The sequence below is a fragment of the Kineothrix alysoides genome (assembly GCF_000732725.1).
Classification (GTDB): Bacteria; Bacillota; Clostridia; order Lachnospirales; family Lachnospiraceae; genus Kineothrix; species Kineothrix alysoides.
In genome coordinates, this window is record NZ_JPNB01000002.1 from 1,113,668 (window position 1) to 1,131,061 (window position 17,394).

The 17,394-nt window shown below is 43.7% G+C and carries 13 protein-coding genes; 10 read left to right on the top strand and 3 right to left on the bottom strand.

The genetic code is table 11. The annotated features are described in order from the left end of the window. Positions 1-37 precede the first annotated feature (37 nt). The 9 genes from CC90_RS0116050 (at position 38) to CC90_RS0116090 (ending at position 13,123) form a co-directional block, all read left to right on the top strand. Positions 38-508, top strand: coding sequence for a YbaK/EbsC family protein (locus tag CC90_RS0116050; protein ID WP_031391756.1), 471 nt, complete (start codon positions 38-40; stop codon positions 506-508). Positions 509-731: 223 nt separating this feature from the next. Further along, positions 732-2,228 (top strand): ABC transporter permease, encoded by a 1,497-nt coding sequence (locus tag CC90_RS24665; RefSeq protein WP_242843320.1) that lies wholly within the window; start codon positions 732-734, stop codon positions 2,226-2,228. 15 nt (positions 2,229-2,243) lie between these two features. Beyond that, a complete protein-coding gene (locus tag CC90_RS0116060; RefSeq protein WP_031391758.1) occupies positions 2,244-3,134 on the top strand; it encodes a carbohydrate ABC transporter permease in 891 nt (296 codons plus the stop codon). Between the two features lie 77 nt (positions 3,135-3,211). Continuing rightward, the gene (locus tag CC90_RS0116065; protein WP_051869683.1) at positions 3,212-4,852 is read left to right on the top strand and encodes an extracellular solute-binding protein; all 1,641 of its coding nucleotides are present in this window, start codon (positions 3,212-3,214) and stop codon (positions 4,850-4,852) included. A 78-nt stretch (positions 4,853-4,930) separates the two neighbouring features. Continuing rightward, entirely contained in the window at positions 4,931-7,006 is a 2,076-nt protein-coding gene (locus tag CC90_RS0116070) for a methyl-accepting chemotaxis protein (RefSeq protein ID WP_031391760.1), read from the top strand. A gap of 26 nt (positions 7,007-7,032) precedes the next feature. Beyond that, entirely contained in the window at positions 7,033-8,658 is a 1,626-nt protein-coding gene (locus tag CC90_RS0116075) for a glycoside hydrolase family 5 protein (protein ID WP_031391761.1), read from the top strand. Between the two features lie 276 nt (positions 8,659-8,934). Next, positions 8,935-9,936: a LacI family DNA-binding transcriptional regulator gene (locus tag CC90_RS0116080; RefSeq protein WP_031391762.1), complete on the top strand. Its 1,002-nt coding sequence runs from the start codon at positions 8,935-8,937 to the stop codon at positions 9,934-9,936. 62 nt (positions 9,937-9,998) lie between these two features. Beyond that, on the top strand, positions 9,999-11,333 hold the full coding sequence (locus tag CC90_RS0116085) for a glycoside hydrolase family 30 protein (RefSeq protein WP_031391763.1): 1,335 nt from the start codon (positions 9,999-10,001) through the stop codon (positions 11,331-11,333). A gap of 503 nt (positions 11,334-11,836) precedes the next feature. Beyond that, the gene (locus CC90_RS0116090) at positions 11,837-13,123 is read left to right on the top strand and encodes a peptidylprolyl isomerase (RefSeq protein WP_031391764.1); all 1,287 of its coding nucleotides are present in this window, start codon (positions 11,837-11,839) and stop codon (positions 13,121-13,123) included. A gap of 127 nt (positions 13,124-13,250) precedes the next feature. On the opposite strand, the gene CC90_RS0116095 is transcribed toward CC90_RS0116090, so the two are convergent. Further along, positions 13,251-14,069 carry a DUF262 domain-containing protein gene (locus CC90_RS0116095; protein WP_031391765.1) on the bottom strand — a complete coding sequence of 273 codons (819 nt, stop codon included), beginning with the start codon at positions 14,067-14,069 and terminating at the stop codon, positions 13,251-13,253. A 261-nt stretch (positions 14,070-14,330) separates the two neighbouring features. Between CC90_RS0116095 and CC90_RS0116100 the strand changes: the two genes are divergently transcribed. Continuing rightward, positions 14,331-15,212 carry a hypothetical protein gene (locus CC90_RS0116100; protein ID WP_031391766.1) on the top strand — a complete coding sequence of 294 codons (882 nt, stop codon included), beginning with the start codon at positions 14,331-14,333 and terminating at the stop codon, positions 15,210-15,212. Positions 15,213-15,282: 70 nt separating this feature from the next. Here CC90_RS0116100 and CC90_RS0116105 read toward each other — a convergent pair whose 3' ends face one another. Continuing rightward, positions 15,283-15,639 (bottom strand): P-II family nitrogen regulator, encoded by a 357-nt coding sequence (locus tag CC90_RS0116105; protein WP_081906029.1) that lies wholly within the window; start codon positions 15,637-15,639, stop codon positions 15,283-15,285. A 14-nt stretch (positions 15,640-15,653) separates the two neighbouring features. Further along, the gene (locus tag CC90_RS0116110) at positions 15,654-16,892 is read right to left on the bottom strand and encodes an ammonium transporter (protein ID WP_031391768.1); all 1,239 of its coding nucleotides are present in this window, start codon (positions 16,890-16,892) and stop codon (positions 15,654-15,656) included. Between the last annotated feature and the right edge of the window lie 502 nt (positions 16,893-17,394).

Sequence of the window (17,394 nt, forward strand, 5' to 3'; positions counted from 1 at the left end):
GAAAGAAGCAAAGTAAACAAAGGAAGTAAGATAAGAAATGTCTGTAGAAAATGTGAAAGAATATTTAAAGCCCTTCGGGCTGGATGACAAAGTGAAGGAATTCCAAGTATCCAGCGCGACGGTGGAGCTTGCGGCTGCGGCCGCAGGCGTTATTCCGGCGAGGATTGCTAAGACACTCTCCTTTAAAACGGGTGAAAGTGCTATATTGATCGTTACGTCGGGAGATGCCAAAGTGGATAATAAGAAATATAAAGCGATATTCGGCAAGAAGGCGAAGATGCTGACGCCGGAGGAGGTCATTACCTATACGGGACATGCGGTAGGAGGCGTGTGCCCTTTTGATATTCCGGATGAAAGCGTTGAGGTTTATCTGGATGTTTCCATGAAGCGTTTTGAAACGGTTCTTCCGGCGGCGGGGAGCGCCAGCAGTTGTGTTGTGCTGACTCCTGATGAGCTGGAAAGGGCTTCGCATGCCAAGGAATGGATTGATATCTGCACTTTAATCTAAATTTTTCCAGTTTTGTTAAAAATGAATAAAAACGTTTTTATTTGACCCCTTTATTTTCGATTTAAAGGGGTTTTTTATTGTAAGATTGTGCCAAAAATTATTTTATATATTGAATATTAAGACAAATCATAGTAGTATTATGACATAAAATAAAAACGTTTTTATATCTATGGAACGGGATATTTTAAGAATCAAAAACGTATGGGATTTCAAGGAGGATTGTATGAAGGAGAAAATAAAAGGGTTATCCCGGGGCAATCAGTTTTTAAATAAAGAGCTCGCAAACAGAAAGACGGGGGTCTTTCTTACGGCAGCGGTGAGTGTCGTTGCTATCATTTTGTCTCTCCCCTTTTTTTCATGGATAAGTATTGTAAATATTCCAGCTCTTTTCTCCAAGCTGAGCATAACGAGGGAAATGGCTGAGAATTTATTTCAAGGTTACAGCTTGTTCAATCTATTGTCCTTCGTACAGGAATCGAAGCAGGGAAGCCTCGGACTGTATGCGATGATTCTGTTGATACTCATGGCAGCCGCCCTCTATTTCAATGTAGCCTATGCCTTGAAGATAGCTTTTAACCTTAAGGGGAACAAAGGAAACTTAGGGTTGTACGCGACGGGACAGACTGCTATGTTGTTCGAAATGATAGCGACGGCAGCGACAGCAGGCTTTGTAATCTTCGCGAATTACAAGTTTGGGATGACCGGTATGCAGGCATCGCCTGTGGTATACATACTTTTTCTCCTTTCCCTTCTGTCTTTTGCAGCGATTAAGCTGCTGGAAGCAGAAGAAAGAGCGCTTTACAAGGAACATGGACTATTTAGGGAAATACAGAAAAATTGGGTATTGTTCTTAATGCTGGTGCCCACCTTCATTTACTTTATGATCAACAACTATCTTCCGATGCTCGGTGTATATTACGCCTTCACTTCCTTTAATTTCAGAGACGGATTATGGGCGAGTCCCTTTATCGGGTTCAAGAATTTCGATTTTCTGGTTAAGGCCGATTTGTTCAGGCTGACCAAAAACACCATTCTCTATAACGTAGTATTTATCGGACTTGGGAATGCTCTACAGATTGTATTCGCTATCTTTGTCAGTCAGGTGACGGTAAAGTGGTTCAAGAAAGCTTCGCAGACCTTGATGTTCATGCCTTACTTCGTTTCCTTCGTTATCTTGAAGGTTCTGGTATATAACATTTTTGAATATCAGTACGGTCTGATCAACAATATCATTACCTCTGCGGGCGGAGGTAAAATAGACTTTTACAATACGCCCTCTTATTGGCCGGTATTGATTACTCTGTTCTACCTATGGAAGAACATCGGCTATGGAATGGTCGTATATCTGGCCACGATCATGGGAATTGACAGCGAATATTATGAAGCCGCCAAGGTGGACGGGGCTAATATTTTCCAACAGATATGGTATATCACTCTTCCTCTCGTAAAGCCCACCTTCATCATCCTTCTCTTATACGCGCTGGGAAGCATTATGAAGGGACAGTTCGAATTGTTCTACCAGATGATCGGCAATAACGGCACCTTATATAACGTAACGGATATCTTTGATACTTATGTATATAGAATTACTATGACTCAGCCGCTAAGCATCGGACTCGGTACGGCAGCAGGCTTATACCAGTCGGTATTCGGTTTTGCTATCGTTATCCTTACCAACTTCTTAGTAAAACGTAAAAATCCGGAATACGCGTTATTCTAAAGAAAGGTGAATAAAATGAAAATTAAAAAGAATACCTCTACTATGATTTTTAACATCATTACTTATGTCATGCTGACTTTTGGAGCTATTGTCTGCGTATTTCCGTTTATCATTATTGTTTCCGGCTCCCTGACGAACAATACCACGATTCTTACTCAGGGCTACAGCGTGCTGCCAAGAGATATTACCTTATCCGCTTACCGGACGATTTTCAATGCGCCTAAGGATATTTTGCAGGCCTATAAGATGACCTTCTATTATACTATCGTAGGTACGGCAATCGGCCTTATGATGATAACGCTGACGGGATATGTTATTTCCAGAAGAGAATTCAAGTACCGCAATACAGTATCCTTCCTGATCTACTTCACCAGCATATTCGGAGGAGGTATGATTCCGTGGTATTTGATGTATGCCAACGTATTGAACATGAAAGGTTCCACCTTCGCAATCTGGTTTCCGGCACTGATGAGCCCGTTTTTGATCATCCTGATGAGAACCTTCATCGTAGGCTCCGTTCCCGAGGCGATTACGGAATCAGCAAAGATAGACGGCGCAGGACACCTGACCATATTTTTCAAGATAGTAATGCCGGTGTTAAAGCCGGGACTGGCTACCGTAGGGCTGTTTCTGGCACTTGGCTACTGGAATGACTGGTACCGCTCTTCGATGTTCAGCACCAGCTCTAAAACATGGGAATTGCAGTTTTATTTATACGATTTGTTAAACGCTACTACGGCATTAAAGCAAATGGCCCAAAGCACCAGTATCTCCACCGCAGAACTCCCGACCCAGTCCGTAAAGCTGGCGATGGCGGTAGTGGCTACCGGTCCTGTAATCTTATTCTATCCCTTTGTGCAGAAATTCTTCGTTTCCGGTATTACAGTTGGAGCGGTAAAGGGATAAGAACAGATATGAAAGCGCGGACGCTTATCGGAAACGCTTTGATATAAGAAACTAATAATTATTTTAGGAGGGTAAAAATGAAGAAGAAAAGAAGATTAGTGAGTATCGTTCTGGCACTTACCATGGTACTTACAATGGCAGGCTGCGGAAGTAAGTCCGCAGTGGAAAGTCTGAACGAAGCGGCTCCCGCAGAAACTACTGATAATAGTACGGCAGCAGAGGCTCCCGCGGCAGCAGAAGAGACTACAGAGGCAGCAGCACTGGATACCTCTGAAAGAGTAGATCTCGTATTTTATGTAATGGGTGATGCACCTGTAGACGAGATTGCGGTAGAAGATGCTTTGAATGAGATATTGCTGGAAAAGGTAAATGCTACGATCGACTTCCAGTTCTCCACATGGACGGATTTCCAGCAGAAATACAGTCTGGAGCTGACAGCAGGTCAGGCGGATTTGATTTATGTAGCCAACTGGTTAAATTACGGACAGTTAGCTACAAGCGGAGCTTTTGAGGAGCTGGATGATTTGTTGAATACGGTTGCTCCCGCATTGAAGGATACCGTTGGTGAAAGCAACTTGAATATGTGCCGAGTAGACGGAAAAGTTTATGCCGTTCCTTGCTCTTGGGCGGAATATACATGCAACGGCGTTAAATACCGCGAAGACTTAAGAGAAAAATATAACCTTCCGGTACCTGACAGCCTGGAAAATTTCGAAGCATACATGCTGGGAATCAAAGAGAATGCACCTGGTCAGGGACTTTTGACCGTAACTACGGAGGAAAGCCAGGGACTGTTAACAGCCTTCGACGCAGCCTGGATCCTTAATCTGAAATATCCTTGGGTTAACGCGAACGGACTTCCTTATGGTCTGGCATCCAATTATGATACGCCTTCCGACGTATATGATTACTGGTATTCCGATGACTTCACAGACGATATGAAGCTCATGAAAAAGTGGGCGGACTTGGGCTTCTGGTCTAAAAGTGCACTGTCCGATACCAACGATAGTGAAGCATACAAGAGCGGTCTTTGCGTAGCTGAAATTGCAGGACAGAATCCGAATAAACAGATTGCCGCTATCAAGGAATTCGAAAAAGAGCAACCTGATTGGAAATCCGAATACATCGCATACGGCGAAATAACGAATACTATTTATCCCGGACATGCAACACAGAACGGAACAGCAATCGTACGCGGCAGTAAGAATCCGGAGAGAGCGTTGAAGGTATTGGAGCTTCTCATGACGGACGAAAGCATCAATAGGTTGGTACAGTGCGGTATTGAAGGAACCAATTATGAGTTGGATGCAAACGGTATCTATCACAATCTGAGCACCTCCATTCCGGAAGAATTCCCTTATGAAGGCTTCAATACATGGTCATTAAGAAACGGGGATTATAAGCTTCCTCAGGAAACAGATGTTATTTTAAATCAAATGTTCGATAAATATGAAGAATTGGGAAGCAAGACGAAATTCCCCAATGTGAATATCTATAACGGTTTCAACGAAAATTATGATGCTTATCAGGCAGAGAGAACAGCGGTATCTAACGTTATGAAGCAGTACCTCGCTCCATTGCAGGCAGGACTGGTAGATGATGTGGATGCAGCGGTAGAAGAATTCCGTCAGAAGATGACAGACGCAGGCATAGAGGTTTGCCGCGATGGTTTCAAGGAACAGTGGGAAGCATATTGCAACGAATACGGATATAAATAAGTTTCTAAAGGCAGCCGGCAAAAGATGCCGGCTGTTTTTTAAAAGGGAAAGGTATAGTCAAAATCTGTGGGTGATAGGATGAAAAAGAAAAGGGAAAAACAAAGGAAAAAAGAAAGGCAGTACTTCATACATAGTTTGAAAACAAAGCTTTCTATAGGTTTTTTAATTCCGGTATGCTTTGTGGCGCTGGTAGGCATATATGCATATGAGAAGGCCTCTGCCGGGATGTTGAAAAACTATGAAAATTCCACGATGCAGGCCATCGATATGACGACCCAATATTTGGATTTCGGGTTCGAAGGAATAGAAGCGGATTCCTTGCAGATGTACGGTGATGAGAATCTGACAAACTATATTCTGAATCTGTATAAAAACGAACCCGTAGAAGCAAAAAGGGTGCTGAACTATTCAAAGAACCTGATAAATGTAAAAGCTGTTTCCAACCATTTCATTGAAAGCATCCATATCATTACCGCAGAAAAGGTCAGTTGCCTTACTACCGCGGCAGTTGGGAGAGAGGGAAGTACGGACGGCTTTTATCCCGAGCTTTTAGAGGAAAAGCAGGACGCGCTTATCAGCAAGGTGGGGACGGAAAAATGGGCGGGAACCCATGCGGTCCTGGATGAGCATTTTGCCCTTAGCGGCAGCAACTACATCTGTTCTCAGTACAGAATCCTTTCTACGGGAAACGCCGCCGTAGTAATAGACGTCAGCGCCGACAAAATAGAAGAAATACTAAGCAGCATGGAGTTAGGGGAAAACAGTGTGGTAGCCTTCATCACCGCCGATGGAAGAGAGATGACTGCAGGGCAGGAGGAATATTCCTTCCTCGGTCAGGATTTCTTCCGGAGAGCATCGGGGAGCGGCGAGAAGAAGGGCTCGGAATATGTCGAGACAAAGGACGGAGAATATTTGTTCATGTACAGCAAATGTTCTGCCAATGAAGCAGTGATATGCGCTCTGGTTCCTAAGGCTTCCTTAATGAAGGAGGCGGAGGAGATGAAAAACACCAGCCTGCTTCTCATCCTTTTCTCCTGCGTGACCGTATTCATTATCGGCTTATTTATTCTCTTAAGCATAAGCCGTAATATGAGCCGTCTGACCAAGCGCCTTTCCTATGTAGCGGAAGGGGATTTGACAGTGGATATGAATATCCGCACCAAGTCCGAATTCGGTGTTCTGGCCAAATATATTAAGGAAATGGTGAGCAACACGAAGAATCTCATCGTGCAGGCAATCGGTATTGTCAGGAATGTAACGGAATCCGTGGAAGAGGTTTCCCGGGCATCCGAAAGGTTGAAAAGGTCCACGGACGGAATAGAGACGGCTCTTGAGGAAATTAATCTGGGAGCAGGGCAGCAGGCGCAGGATGCGGAGCATTGTCTTACGAAGATGGACAATCTCTCCGGCCTGATTATCCATACGAAGGAGCGGGTATCTAAGATGCAGGAGAGGGTTGCCTTTACCGGAGACAAAGTTCTTAGCGGAAGAGAGCAGATGACCCAGCTCCAGACGAAGGAGAAGGAAACCAGCAGGATAACCGGTCAGGTTGCCGGCTGGGTGGATGAGCTTTTGGGCAAATCCAGGGAAATCGAGGCCTTTGTAGGAACAATCAGTGATATTGCGGACGAAACGACCCTTCTTTCTCTGAACGCTTCCATCGAAGCTGCCAGAGCGGGCGAGCAGGGAAGGGGATTCGCGGTTGTGGCCGAGCAGATAAAGAAGCTGGCGGATGATTCGTTAAAATCCTCTAAGGAAATCGAGCGAGTAGTGAATGAAATCGGCTCTCTCATGGAGACCACCAGAGATTCTTCCGCTAAGGCTAGGGAAATTGTAGAGGAGCAGGACAAGATCGTCATCGGGACGGATGTTATTTTCAAGGAAATCTATGAATGTATGGAGGCCATACAAGATAATGTAGAAAAAATGGACCGGGCTATGCAGGAGATGATGGAGGAAAGAGAAGAAACTCTCGGCGCTGTGGAAAGTATTTCCGGCGTATTGCAGCAGACTTTGGCTTCATCCACCTACGTGAAGGAGATGGTAACCGAGCAGGCCGGCCAGGTAGAAGCTGTAGAAAAACGGATCAATGAATTAAAGGAAAATACAGAGCAGCTTACAAATACAGTGAGCAGCTTCAAAGTAGAGCAGTAAAAAGAAGGAAAGGCGTGGTCGTCAACATGAAACAAGAGATGCTGAAAACGAGAGTAAAAGGATTTCTGGATGTAAGGGGGAAGAGCATCATAAACGGAGAAGGAGAGAAAATTCTTCTGACGGGCTGGGGGCTGGGCAATTGGCTTTTATGCGAGGGCTATATGTGGCTTGCTAACGGTTACGAAAGATTTGACAGGCCGAGGCGCATTGAGACAGTTGTAGAGGAGCTCACCGGAGAAACTTACGCAGCCCGCTTTTGGAAGCAGTTCAGGGAAAATTATATCAGAGAGGAGGACATCCGCCTTATGGCGGAGCTTGGTTACAACTCCGTAAGAATTCCCATGAACGCCAGGCTTCTTTTGAAGGAAGAGCCGGGAGAGCCGCAGTTTCTGGAAGAAGGATTTCTTCTGCTGGATAAATGTATCGAGTGGTGCAAAAAATACGGCCTGTATGTTTTCCTCGATCTGCACGGTGCGCCGGGAGGACAGACAGGCGCGAATATCGACGACTGTATTGATGATATACCCAGGCTGTTCTTAGATCAGGATTGCTTCGACAAGGGAATTGCTCTTTGGAGAGAGCTGGCCAAACGGTATAAGGATGAATGGATTGTCGGCGGATACGATTTGCTCAACGAGCCCATCAGGCCCAAGCGCTTCGAAACAGACCCCGATGTGGATTATCTGTTGCCTCGCCTTCAGGAATTTTACGAAGAAGCGATTGCTGCGGTGCGTGAGATAGACGATAGACATTTATTTACGCTGGAGGGGCATCACTGGGCTTCCGCTACGGACGTTTTCCATAAAAAGTACGACGAGAAGATGGTCATTCATTTCCACAGATACGGCTGCCAGCCTGATATGGCCTGTTATAACGAGTTCCTCGCTCTGTCCGAAAAGCTGGATGCACCCTTATGGCTCGGGGAGACAGGGGAAAATATATCTGAATGGTACACGGCCATGTACCCGCTGGCGGCGGAGCTTGGCATCGGCTATAACCTATGGCCGTGGAAGAAGATGAACTGCACCAATTCTCCCTGCAGCATAAAGAAACCGCAGGACTTTGCATTGATTACCGGATATGCAAAAAAGGGAAAGCATCCGGGATATGAAAAGGCGCAGAATATTCTGGACGAATATCTGGAAAACATGAAGATAGAAAACTGCGTTCTTCATCCCGAGGTAACGCAGGCAATATTCAGACAACCGGGCTGTACAGTCAGAGGCACGGACTTTGATGAGTTCCCGGGCAGAGGGAAGTCTTGTTCAGGTGTTTTTCCGGAGGAGAACATCTATTGTTACCGGATGGGAACAGGAATGGAAATTCGCAATAAATTCCCTGACACTATTCAGAAATTTGGCTTTGATTGCAGATGGGAAAGATTTGTTCTGGCCATGGGCGAGGGAGAATTTGCGGATTATTCACTCTTTGATATCGGGGAAGGCAGTGTTGTTCATTGTGAACTTTTTGTCGGTGAGGATGCTCAGGTGGCTTTTTATCAGGGAGAGAGCCTTCTTGGAAGGGCGAAGCTGGAGGCAGGAGCGGAGCGTCAGGCTACAGAGAATTTCATGTTAAAGGCAGCCGAAAAATCCGTAATTAGAATATGTGTAGAAAAAGGAAAAATAGAGGTGGAGAAAATCGTAACGAAATAAATGCTATTATTCCGCTGGTTGCTTCATAACAACAATTTATGCACAGAAATACTGCATCGTATCATTCCGCACTTGTAGAACTCGTGCCTTCTATAAACTTTGTCCACAAAAAATGCCTCGTGGTAACGAAAGACTGAATTGCAATTTTGGCTTCGCAGTATGGAGGACTGAATTGTAACAAATAAATACTTTGAAACAAGAACTTACATTGTCTAAAAAAGTAAATTATGCTAATATAAAAAAGATAATTTCTTTTTGACCGCGGAGGAGTAAAAAGTGGCATCGAAAAAGGTGACGATTAAGGATGTGGCAAAGGAAGCCGGAGTATCCATATCTACGGTATCCAATGCTTTAAACGGTGTAGATGTTCTGCATCCCGATACAAAGCAGCATATTTTAAAGGTAGCGGAAAAATTGCATTATATGCCGAATTTGAACGGAAGAAATTTAAAGGCACAGGCGACCAATGTAATCGGGCTGTTCATCAGCTGCATAAAGGGACCTTACTATGGAGTATTGGCGGACTCCATCTTTTGGGCATGCAAAAAGCACGGATATGAGTTGAATATTTTTATCAGTGACAGGTCCAACAATATGATGGCAAATATTCTGGGCAAACGAGTGGACGGTGCCATCGTCTTGAACGAATGGATCAAGGAAGAACATATAAAAATGCTGGTGGATAATGATATCCCTACCGTGTTCATAGATAGAGAGATGAAAGGAAAGTTTTTATCCAGCGTGGTGTTTGACTCCTATCACGAAGGTGAGCTCGCCGCAAAGTTTTTGCTGGAATTAGGACATAAAAGTGTCGCTTATATGCGGGGTGCGGAGAATAACTACGATAATACAGGGAGAGAAAGAGGCTTTACCAACGTGTTGAAGCAGGCAGGAATAACCTTAGAGGAGGATTATATTCTGGCGGGAGCCTTTGAGCGGGAGACCTCTTACAATTCCATGAAGGATTTTCTTGAATCGGGGAAGAAGCTTCCTGAGGCTATTTTTGCAGCTAACGACGAAAGTGCAATCGGTACACTGGAAGCACTTTTAGAAGAGGGTGTTCGTGTACCGGAGCAGGTCAGCGTCATCGGCTGTGATGATATCGAGACAGCACGGCTGGTAAAACCTGCCCTTACTACAATCAGGACTTCTTTTGAAAAGCAGGGAACCCTCGCTGTAGAGCAACTTGTGGGTCTGATAAAAGGGCAAAATGAAGGTAACATTAACATTTTGCAGGGAAGAATTATACCGAGAGAATCTACCTGCCCCAGAGAATGACTCAGGGCAGGAAAAATTTTTACCATAAAATAAAAACGTTTTTAACACAAGGAGGAGCAACTATGAAATTACAGCTGGATACCACGAGTTATAGGAAGAGCGGAATAAAAAAAAGTGCCGGGGAGATTATCTTTCAAACGGATAAAGAGACGGAAAACCAACTTCTCAATTTATACCCGGAGGTCACCTACCAGCAATTTGATGGCTTCGGCGGAGCACTGACGGATTCTGCGGGCTATATCTATTCTCAGATGAAGGAAACAGATAAAGAGAAGCTGCTGGAAGCATATTTTGGGAAAGAGGGAATGGGCTATTGTACGGTGCGTGTTCCTATCGATAGCTGTGATTTTTCTATAGAGCAATATCAGGCAATTGCGGAGGGAGATGAGGAGTTTGTTACTTTTTCTCTTGAAAGGGAGAAAAAGTATATTTATCCTCTCTGGCAGGACATACAGAGAGTGTATGGAAAGGACATCGAGGTAATGCTTTCCCCATGGTCACCTCCGGCCTTTATGAAAACAAATAAAAAAAGAGTAAAGGGAGGCAGACTTAAACCGGAATATCGGGAGCTGTACGCGCGGTACCTCTGCCATTATATCAAAGAGCTTCAAAAGGAAGGCTTTCTTGTCAAGAGGCTGAGCATTCAGAACGAGCCTAAGGCAGTGCAGACTTGGGACTCCTGCAACTATACTGCGGAGGAGGAAAAGGTATTTTTAAGGGATTATCTATATCCGGCTCTGGTAAAAAGCGGACTGGAAGAAATAGAAATCTTTGTCTGGGATCACAACAAGGAGAGAGTATATGAAAGGGCTTGTGCTATGATTGATGAAACCACCGATCATATGGTAGCGGGGATGGCATTTCATTGGTACAGCGGAGACCACTTCGAGGCGGTGGAATTGGTGCATAAGAGATTCCCCGATAAAAAGCTGATTCTCTCCGAGGCTTGTATCGAATACAGCAAGTACGGAGCGGAAGGAGAGCTTGAAAATGTGAAAAAATATGCCCATGACATTATCGGGAATCTCAATGCGGGAATGACGGGCTTTTATGATTGGAATATCCTGTTGGATGAACAAGGAGGCCCGAATCATGCAGAAAATTTCTGCGACGCGCCTTACCTTTTTAGGACAAAGGAAGGAGAGCTGACCGAACGTTTCACCAAGTCGGCCATCGAGCATTTCAGCCGCTATTTAACACCGGGATCCACCCGCATCGCTTTTTCCAGATACACGGAGGAGCTGGAGGCGACAGCTTTTAAAAATTCCGATGGCAGGCTAGTATTCATTGTTTTCAATAAGACGCAGCAGGCCCTTCCTGTAACGGTGAGAGTGGAAAAAGAAACAGCTTCTTTTATAGCGGAGAGTTTTTCTATTACTACCGGAATTATTACGTGAGAAGGATGTAATTACTAATGCCGGTAAGGATTTTCAAGGATAACCTTCCAAGAGGCTGACATGTAACAATCGATTATGTATTTGTAGAGAAAAGCCGGTCAAACTACCGGCTTTTTATAAGTTAGAAATAGGTTTGTACAAAAAAGGTATTTTGTGATAGAATATTCATTAGATTTTACACCCACATGAGTGGGAAATGCTCCTGCTGCCGAATGGCATAAATTATTACTAACGAGTGAAGAGCACTCGTGGCAAGTTCAATTGTGAGCTTTCCAAGTAATTATGATTTTAAAATATAGGGCATGGAAATCACAGTAATATCACAATTATGCCGTATAATTGTCAGAAGTACCGTGCAGTGTGATGGTATTTTTTTGATATCATGGCAAATACCTTGCAAAGGTAAGGCATGAAAGTATGATATATAAGCTCTTCGGGTAAGCAATGTGCAGTGATATTAGCTTTTTTTTGCAAATAATGTAAAAATGAGGAGGAACTCTCAAATGGCGAAGAATAAGGAGCCGCAGACGGATATTGAACAGAAGGCAAAGACGAAATACGACCGTAAAATGGAAGAAAGAAGAAAGCAGGAAATAAAGGACAAGCGCAAGGTGAGGATTCTGCAGGCAGGAGCAATCGTTATCGGTGTCGGTATCGTTGCGGCAATCGCAGGCTCTATCGTTGTTTCCGCAGTGAATAAGCATAACGCGGTCAACGCCCCTTATGTGACGATAGGCAGTTATGAAATCACCGAGCCTGAATACAATTATTATTACAGTGCTACGGTCAACAATTATGTTTCTACTTATTCACCCATCCTTTCTTATATTGGCTTAGATACCTCTGTAGATTTTGATAAACAGCAATATTCGGAGAATATGACATGGAAAGATTTGTTCGATCAGATGGCGGTGGAACAGATTAAACAGACAAAGGCATTGCTGGATGATGCTGCAGCTCATGGGTTTACCTATGATACGACGGAAGGATACGCTAATGTATTAAGCTCTTTTAGCTCCAGTGCAGAATCCGAGAATTTATCACTCAGCGACTACTATGAGACCAGCTACGGGCCTTACGCTACGGAAAAAAGGCTGGAGCCTTATATCAAGGATAACCTTTTGGCAGAAGCATATTATAATGAGCTGCTGAGCCAGAATGTTCCTACCGAGCAGGAAATAAAGGATTATTACGCAGAGAATACGCAAGAGTACGATAAGGTAGATTACAGGAGCTTTATCGTTAAGGCCGATATCGCAGAGGGTGCAACGGATGAGGATATAGAGAAAGCGATGGCAGAAGCGGAGAAAAAAGCGAATGCGATGATGGAAGCCCGTCAGGCAGGAGATGACTTTAAGGAGCTGGCTTTGGAAAATGCTGCCGAGGAGGATAAGGAAACTTATCAGGATACGGAGACCGATGCAACTCTTAACGAGGGCAGGGTTTACAATGGCATAGTGAGTACCATATCCGGCTGGCTTTTTGAAGAAGGAAGAGCAGAAGGCGACATTACCGTTTTGGAGGATACCACGGACCATCAGTATTATGTTGTGGAATTCATTAACAGATATTACGATAGTGCTACGGATGCAACCATTTCCGATACGATTGCAGCAGAGAGAGTAGCCCAGTATATAGTCGGGCTTGAGGAAGGCTACACCGTGACGGATAACAAAGGCAATTTGAAATATCTTACCGTAGATTTGAATGCAGGTACGGCTGAAGATACAGCAGCCGGCGAAGATACCACTGCTGCTGAAGATACTACGGGGGCGGATACGGCAGAATAAGACAACGGGTAATATGTTTTATAAATTATTTTATATTTAAACAGAAAATCCTGCAGGAGCTTAAACGCTCCCGCAGGATTTTTTCAGTTACTAATAAAAATATAGATTCCGATGAGAGTACAAGCGCTTATAAAAGAACGGCTTCTGCTTCCTCCAGCATCCTTTTGACCTTTTCGAGATGAAGGTCTTCTAGTTCCTTCCCGGCGCGATTGAGCATAAGGAAGTACTTTAATATGTCCTTTGTTTTCGCTTCCTCGGCGATAGCCATACGAATGGGATGATTCTTAAATATCCTCTTATCCATCCAGCTTAGATTATTAAAAGATTTTCCCTTATATTCAAATTTATTTTCATAGTAATCGATGAGCGCATTAAGGCGCTGCTTGCCGTCGATAATTTCATAATCCGCATTTCTCTTAAGGCGTTCCTCTTTGGAAAGGTGGTTTAAAGCGATTTTACCCAAATCGATATTGTGGAAAATACTGTCGATAAGAAGTTCCTTATCCTTTTGCTCCCAAACGTCCTCCCTCTGGTAATCCGATTTCATATCGATCCCAAAATAATAATATAGATGAAGGAGGCTTTCCAAAGTAGAATTCTGGAAATTCAGCTTAGAAATCTGATTACTGGCGAAGCTTGTATTTTCATGTGAAACCGGCCTTACATCCATCCATGCCGCAACCCTGTATATTTGGTATGTATATGGATGTCCGTAATTGTTGCTGATCGCTTTTCCGGTAAGACCATATACCTTTCCGTTATATAATACTTCCTTGATAATGCAGTTTTTTAAGCTTCCGTACACTACCTCTTGTCCTACGGTAAAATAATAGGTGGGCTCGTTCAAATATTGCAGGCTCTTTTCAATCGACAAGAGACCCTGCTGCCTTTCGTGTGCCAGCCTTTCCTTCAATGTTTGTTTCTTCGTTTTATTATTTTCAGACATTCCATACCTCTTATAAAGTTTTCCTATGATCCCTTTACGCCTTATATTCGGATAACAGCTATTTTGTATTGTGTCTAATTCGGTCTATTATATATTATTCAAAAGCTTGCTTTTTTATGCGGAAAATATTAAAAAACGGCGAAAAAGCATCGTATTCTATTCAATATATAAAATTATGCCGATATAATTTATAACAAGTTAACAAATGGATTTACATACAAATGGATTTGTATGAACAGAACAAGGAGGTTAGTGCAAAATATGATGATACCCATAGCGGGAACAATCCGTAATGCGGTGAAACTGGCAGAGCTGGACAACAAGTGGCAGCAGCGCAAGAAGAATGCGGGGAAGGATCCTGCCCAGGCAGCGGATCCTCAGATACGGCAGTTTCAAGAGGATTTACAAAGAATGCGGGAGAATAATCAGATGGCATCCATCAGTGCCAAACTGAAAGCGGGAGCTGGATTGACATCTGAAGAAGTTAAATATTTACAGAAGAACAGTCCTGAGCTGTATCGCGAGTATCTTGAAGTAAGAAACGAAAAGGAGGCCTACGAAAGACAGCTCAAGGCCTGTAAAACGAAGGAAGAAGCAGAGCGCCTCAAGATAAATAAGATGGGAAGATTCATGGCGGAAGTGAAGGGAATTATGAGTAATGGCAGTATTCCCGAGGATAAGAAGCTGGAGCTTATAGAGAAGCTTCAGAAAAGGGTTATGGGAGTTCAGACAGCACATATGGCTTTCGTAGAATCTGCTGAATATCAAGAGCTTCCTTCGGAAGAAGAAATTTTTGAGCAGTCCGGCGAGGATATCAAGGATATTCCTGAAAATATAGAGAACGCAGAAAATACCGGAATAGAAATTGTCAAAGGCGGGGGGAATATAGGCAGCCCGGAGTTTGCAGAAGCTGGAAAGAATACGAATAATATTGAGCTTGCAGGAGAGGGAAAGAATACAGGCAGTGCCGGGTTCGCAAGGCGTGAAAGACATGTGAAAAGTGCTAAGAATGAAGAAGCCTCGATTCCAGTATCAAAATTGCATTATAAGTTCCATGAGGTTGAGACTGCGATTGCAAACTTTACGAGTTCTAAGGTATCGATGCTGAAAGATTATGAGTATAAGACAAAGACCTTGAAATGAGCAAAGGCTTTAAATTTTAAAAAATAAAAGGGAGCATTGCGGTAAAACGCATGCTCCCTTGCTTATATTATTAAACAACACCTTGAACAGCCTCATATCCTTTTTCCTTTGTCCGAATTTTCAGAGCGTTACGTATTTCGTAGGTAAAAATTTTACCGTCGCCCACTTCTCCGGTATAAGCGGATTTTTGAATCGCATCGATTACCTTCATCTCCCATTCTTCGGAGGAGACAACAATCTCAAATTTGACCTTAGGCTGCATGAGAATGTCGATTTCCGTACCGCGGACAACTTCATTATAGCCCCGCTGTATGCCGCAGCCGATAACCTGTGAGACAGTAATTCCGTTTACTTCGATAGCGTTTAACGCGTCCTTTACGTCCTCCATTTTTTCTTCACGTACGATAGCTTCTACTTTTATAATCATAGTCAACCTCCTTTTTAATCCCAACCGTTGAAGGATGGATAAGCATTTTCACCATGCTGACAAATATCAAGACCGAGTTTTTCTTCTTTGTCTTCTACCCGCAGAGGTGTAAATAACTTGACGATACCTGCACAGATAAGGGTGCCCGCAACTGCAAGGGCAATAGAAACTGCAATACCGGCTAACTGTGCTAAAAACAGCTTCGTCTCACCGAATACGAGACCGTCCCACTGAGCCACGCCGTTGATGGAGCTTTGAGCGAACAAACCGGTAGCGATGCCGCCCCAAATACCTCCGATTCCATGGCAGCCGAAAGCGTCGAGGGAATCGTCGATTTTCAGTTTACTCTTAATAAAAGTGATTCCAAAATAGCAGATAGGGCTTACGAGGGCGCCGATGATAAAGGAGGACCAAATCGGTACAAAGCCTGCGCCGGGCGTAATCGCTACAAGCCCGATTACAAGACCGGTAGAAGCGCCTACCAAAGTAGGTTTTCCTTCTTTTATAATATCAATGAGCATCCAGGAAAGCAATGCCGAAGCAGCAGAAATTGCAGTCGTCATAAATGCGTGTGCCGCCAGACCATCAGCCTTTAAAGCGCTTCCGGCATTGAAACCGAACCAGCCGAACCAAAGCAGGGATGCGCCCAGAGCGACGAAAGGAATGTTGTGGATGCGGTAAGAAACATTTATAAAGCCTTTTCTGTTGCCGATAAGGTAAGCTAACAGCAGTGCGCTGACACCTGAACTGATATGCACGACATTACCGCCCGCAAAATCCACAGAACCGATAGAAGCTAAGAATCCGCCCTGTCCCCATACCATATGAGCTAAGGGATAATATACCACTACGGACCAAAGCGCGATGAATAGGAACAAAGCTTTAAAGCGCATACGTCCAACGACAGCACCCGTGATCAGTGCAGGGGTAATCATTGCAAACATCATCTGGAAGGCCGTAAATACATAGTGCGGAATCGAATCGGCATAAGGGCCGGGCTCCATTCCCACACCGTTCAAAGCAAAATAACGAAAATCTCCGATTATTCCTAAGTGATTGCCGCCAAAAGCCAGCGAATAACCGAATAAACACCACATAACAACTGAGAGACCCATTACAGAAACACAAGCCATCATAGTATTAACTACATTTTTACGACGCACGAGTCCTCCATAGAAGAAAGCGAGACCGGGTGTCATAAGAAACACAAATGCGGTACAAATTAACATAAAACTAGTGTCGCCAGAATTCATTTTCAAATCCTCCTCTTTTATTTAATTAGTCAGACCTTCTACGCGTAAAAAAAAGAAGTCCGTGAGCGACAGACTCACTGGACTTCTTTGTCTAGAGGCCATTATAGCATACAGATTTTCTTACAGCAAGAGAAATTTGAAAAAAAATTGAAAATATGTTATTTGTAAAAAATATTATTCGGGTATAAAGTTGGTTTTGTGGATAAAGATACGGAGGTTAATGATAAAACACAGTTGACATTTATCGAATCAAATGATATATTGATGGAGAAAATTCAAAGAATAGGAGATGTGTGGATGATTATTTATTCTTGCTGATCAGTAACTGAATGATGTGCATGGTAATTCGGCCGTTAGAGTGATATAACATGGCAGGCCGGGGTTTTATTATCGTGCGGGCAGGAATAATTGAAATCGGACATCTTTTGATATTGTAAGCGCGGAATTATGCAGGATGCATAATCTCTGTGCATCATTTATTACCATGAAGCCAATAGGCGGA